This is a genomic window from Cellulomonas sp. P4_B5_2 (genome assembly GCF_056402235.1).
In genome coordinates this window covers 1-4,108 of sequence record NZ_JBFUHU010000332.1, presented here as the reverse complement: position 1 = coordinate 4,108, position 4,108 = coordinate 1, and the positions used below count along the sequence as shown (strand labels likewise).

4 protein-coding genes and 1 pseudogene are annotated in these 4,108 nt (G+C 74.3%); 4 read left to right on the top strand and 1 reads right to left on the bottom strand.

The genetic code is table 11. The features are described from left to right. Positions 1 to 98: 98 nt before the first annotated feature. From AC1DUQ_RS18760 to cofD, 4 genes are read left to right on the top strand one after another with little or no spacing between them, the layout of a single operon-like run. The gene (locus AC1DUQ_RS18760; RefSeq protein WP_477062663.1) at positions 99 to 1,082 is read left to right on the top strand and encodes a putative F420-0 ABC transporter substrate-binding protein; all 984 of its coding nucleotides are present in this window, start codon (positions 99 to 101) and stop codon (positions 1,080 to 1,082) included. Then, complete coding sequence (locus tag AC1DUQ_RS18755) at positions 1,079 to 2,098, top strand: putative F420-0 ABC transporter permease subunit (protein WP_477074329.1); 1,020 nt, start codon at positions 1,079 to 1,081, stop codon at positions 2,096 to 2,098. The genes AC1DUQ_RS18760 and AC1DUQ_RS18755 overlap by 4 nt, the downstream gene beginning before the upstream one ends. After that, complete coding sequence (locus tag AC1DUQ_RS18750) at positions 2,089 to 2,859, top strand: putative F420-0 ABC transporter ATP-binding protein (RefSeq protein ID WP_477074328.1); 771 nt, start codon at positions 2,089 to 2,091, stop codon at positions 2,857 to 2,859. Before AC1DUQ_RS18755 ends, AC1DUQ_RS18750 begins: the two co-directional genes overlap by 10 nt. Next, positions 2,856 to 3,809 carry a 2-phospho-L-lactate transferase gene (gene cofD, locus AC1DUQ_RS18745; RefSeq protein WP_477062666.1) on the top strand — a complete coding sequence of 318 codons (954 nt, stop codon included), beginning with the start codon at positions 2,856 to 2,858 and terminating at the stop codon, positions 3,807 to 3,809. The genes AC1DUQ_RS18750 and cofD overlap by 4 nt, the downstream gene beginning before the upstream one ends. Positions 3,810 to 3,816: 7 nt before the next feature. Here the strand turns inward: cofD and AC1DUQ_RS18740 are convergent. Next, positions 3,817 to 4,108 (bottom strand): annotated as a pseudogene (locus AC1DUQ_RS18740) (2-phospho-L-lactate guanylyltransferase); the annotation flags it as partial.

The following is a 4,108-nucleotide window of genomic DNA, read 5'->3' as shown; positions in this document are numbered from 1 at the left end:
GCTGTGGGCGGCCCTCCGGAGGTGCGACGTGCACCCCACCCCCGCTCGCGAGCAACCCGCTGCCGCGCGCCCGTCGCAGACCCCCCGGAGCCTTCTCGATGCGCAGCATCCGTCCCGTCCTCGCACTCGCCGCCGTCGCCCTGACGATCTCCGCGTGCTCGACCCAGAGCACGCCGCAGGCGGCGCCGACCGAGACCTCGAGCGCCACGTTCGCGCCGGTCACGCTCGACAACTGCGGCACCGAGGTCACGGTCGACACCCCGCCGACGAAGGTCGTGACCATCAAGTCGACCGCCACCGAGATGCTCCTGGCCCTGGGCCTGCAGGACGTGATGATCGGGACCGCGTTCGCGGACGGCCCGGTGCCGGCGGACTACGCGGCCGCGTACGACGCGATCCCGGTGGTCTCGGACAAGGTGCCCGGTCAGGAGGCGCTGCTCGGGCTCGAGCCCGACTTCGTCTACGCCGGCTGGGAGTCCAACTTCTCGGCCGACGGCGCCGGCGACCGCACCGCCCTGCACGACCTCGGCATCGGCACCTACGTGTCCCCGGCGGCGTGCAAGGAGGAGGGCTACATGCCTGACCCCCTCACGTTCGACGAGGTCGCCGACGAGATCCGCGAGGTCGCGGCGGTCTTCGGGGTGCCGGAGCGCGCGGAGGCGCTGATCGCCGAGCAGGAGGCCACGCTCGACGGGGCGCAGAAGCCCGCCGAGGAGACGACCGCCCTCTGGTACAGCTCCGGGTCGGACACCCCGTACGTCGGCGCCGGCATCGGTGCACCGCAGATGATCATGGACGCCGCGGGCCTGACCAACATCTTCGCGGACGTGCACGACACGTGGACCTCGGCCGGCTGGGAGCAGGTCGTCGCCGCGGACCCCGACGTGATCGTGCTCGTCGACGCCGCCTGGAACACCGCCGAGAAGAAGATCGGGATGCTGGAGGCCAACCCCGCCACGAGCCAGCTCACCGCAGTCCGCGAGAAGCGGTACCTCACTGTCCCGTTCGCGGCGGGCGAGGCCGGTGTGCGCAACGCGGAGGCCGTGGCGTCGCTCGACGACCAGCTCGCCGAGCTGGGGTGAAGGCCCGGACGCCCCTGGCCCTGCTCGTCCTGGCGGGGCTGGCCGCCCTCGTCGTCACCGTGCTGGTCGCCGTCACGATCGGGCCCGCCGACCTGGGGGTCGCAGAGGTCGCCCGCAGCATCGGAGGTCACCTGGGCCTGCCGGTCGACGCCGTGCCCCGCCTGCACGACGCGATCGTCTGGGACCTGCGCCTCCCCCGGGTGCTCACCGCGGCGGCCGTGGGTGCCGGGCTGGCGCTCGCCGGTGCGGTGATGCAGAGCCTGACGCGCAACCCTCTGRCGGATCCCTACCTGCTCGGCCTGTCCTCGGGCGCGTCGCTGGGCGCGGTCGCCGTGCTCGTCGTCGGTGTGGGCCTCCTGCTGCCGGTCGCGGCGTTCGCGGGTGCCCTGCTGGCCCTCGTCGCGACCCTGGCGCTCGCCCGCTCCGGGAGCACCCTGTCCCCGGGCCGGACGGTCCTGGCCGGGCTGGCGGTGTCGCAGATGGCCGCCGCGGGCACCAGCTTCGTCATCTTCTGGACCGCCACCGGTGACTCCTACCGGGAGATCCTCAACTGGCTGCTCGGCTCGCTGGCCGGCGCCACCTGGACCTCCGTGGCCATCGCGGGCATCGCGGTGCTGGCCGTGGGCAGCGTGCTGGTGGTCAGTGCCACACGGCTCGACGCGTTCGCCTTCGGGGACACCTCCGCGGCGGCCCTCGGCATCGACGTCGACCGCACGCGCTGGACGCTCATGACCGTCGTCGCCCTGCTCACCGGGGCGATGGTCGCGGTCAGCGGGGCGATCGGCTTCGTCGGGCTGATCCTCCCGCACGCGGTGTCGTCGCTGACGGGGCCGGCCCACCGCCGGCTGCTCCCGGTCGCGGCGCTGAGCGGCGCGGTGTTCCTGATCTGGGCGGACACCCTCGCGCGCACGGTGTTCGACCCGCGCGAGCTGCCCGTCGGCATCGTCACAGCCCTGATCGGCGTCCCGGTCTTCGCCTACCTGCTGCGGCGCGGGAAGGGGTCGGCGTGGACCTGACCCTCGACGGCGTCGGCACCCGGCTCGGCGGCCGCTGGGTGGTGGACGGCATCGACGCCACCCCGCCCGCCGGGCACCTGACCGGCCTGCTCGGCCCGAACGGCGCCGGCAAGACCACCCTGCTGCGCCTCATCGCGGGACTGCTACCGCCGGAGAAGGGCGCGGTGCTCGTGGAGGCGGCCCCGGTGCACGAGCTGGGCAGGAAGGCTCGCGCGCAGCGGATCGCGCTGCTCGAGCAAGAGTCCACGAGCACGGTCCCGCTGACCGTCCGCGAGGTCGTGTCCCTGGGCCGGATCCCCTACCGGAGCCTRTGKGGCACGGACCCGRACGACGCCGCGGTCGACCGCGCCCTGGTCAGCGCGCAGGCGGACCATCTCGCCGACCGCCCCTGGTCCTCGCTGTCCGGCGGCGAGCGCCAGCGCGTGCAGATCGCGCGCGCCCTGGCGCAGGAGCCGGAGCTCCTGCTGCTCGACGAGCCCACCAACCACCTCGACGTGAGCGCCCAGCTGAGCCTGCTGGCGTTCGTGCGGGACCTGGGCACGACGACGGTCGCGGCCCTGCACGACCTCAACCTCGCCGCGGCGTTCTGCGAGCACGTGCTGGTGCTGGCCGACGGCCACCTCGCCGCGGCCGGGCACCCGCGTGACGTGCTGCGCCCCGACCTGCTGCGGGAGGTCTACGGCGTGGAGGCCGACATCCTGGAGCACCCGCGCACGGGCCGCCCGGTCATCGCGTTCCACGAGCCACGGAGGCCGCAGTGAGGATCACCGTCCTGTCCGGCGGCGTGGGTGGCGCGCGGTTCACCCGCGGTCTGCGGGCACTCCTGCCCGACTCCGACCTCACCGTAATCGCCAACACCGGCGACGACATGTGGCTGCACGGCGTCCGCGTCTGCCCGGACCTCGACACCCTGATGTATACGCTCGGCGGCGCGGTGCACGAGGACCAGGGCTGGGGCCGCCGCGACGAGTCCCGCCGCGTGAGCGACGACCTCCAGGCCTACGGCCTCGGCTGGGACTGGTTCACGCTCGGCGACCTGGATCTCGCCACCCACCTGGCCCGGACCGAGCTGCTCCGCAGTGGATTGCCGTTGTCGCAGGTCACCGCGCGGCTCGCGGAACGGTGGCAGCCGGGCGCGACGCTCCTGCCGATGACCGACGACGAGGTGGAGACGCACGTCGTGGTGGAGGACGGCCGCACCATGCACTTCGAGGAGTGGTGGGTGCGGTACCGCGCCGCACTGCCCGCTCGCCGCTTCGTCCAGACCAACCTCGATACGGCGACACCGGCACCCGGGGTCCTCGACGCGATCGCCGACGCCGACGTCGTGGTGGTCCCCCCGTCCAACCCGGTGGTCTCCGTGGGCACCATCCTCGCGATCCCCGGCATCCGCGACGCCCTGCGCACCACCTCTGCCCCGGTCGTCGGCGTGAGCCCGATCGTCGGCGGGGCGCCGGTGCGCGGGATGGCCGACGCGTGCCTGACCGCGATCGGCGTCGAGACCAGCGCGGTCGCGGTCGCGCGGCACTACGGGCTGCGCCCGGACGGTGTTCTCGACGCCTGGCTCGTCGACGAGCGCGACGCCGACGCCGTGGCGCTCCTCGACGCCGACGGCTGGACGGTGGCCTCCGCTCCCACCCTGATGACGGACGTCTCCACGACGGCCGCCATCGCCGCCGCGGCACTCGCCCTGGTCGACCGCGTGCCCTGACCGCCAGTCAGCCGAGGCCCAGCACCTCGTGCGTGGCGGGGCCGACGCCGAGCCGCTCGACCGCCGCGAGATCCGCCGGGACGTCGACGTCCTGGTGCACCGTCGAGGTGGCCACCACGTCCAGGCGCACGTGCCCCGCGCGCTCGTGGGCGGCGCTCGACCCGGCGCCGAACCGCGGTTCCAGCGCGACGCCCGGCAGCGCCGCCAGGAGCGTCGTGCCCGTGCCCTCGGCGTCGGCGACCACCGCCCGGTCGTGCGCCGCGGCCATGTCCAGGGCGTCGGCCAGGTCGTCGGGCCGC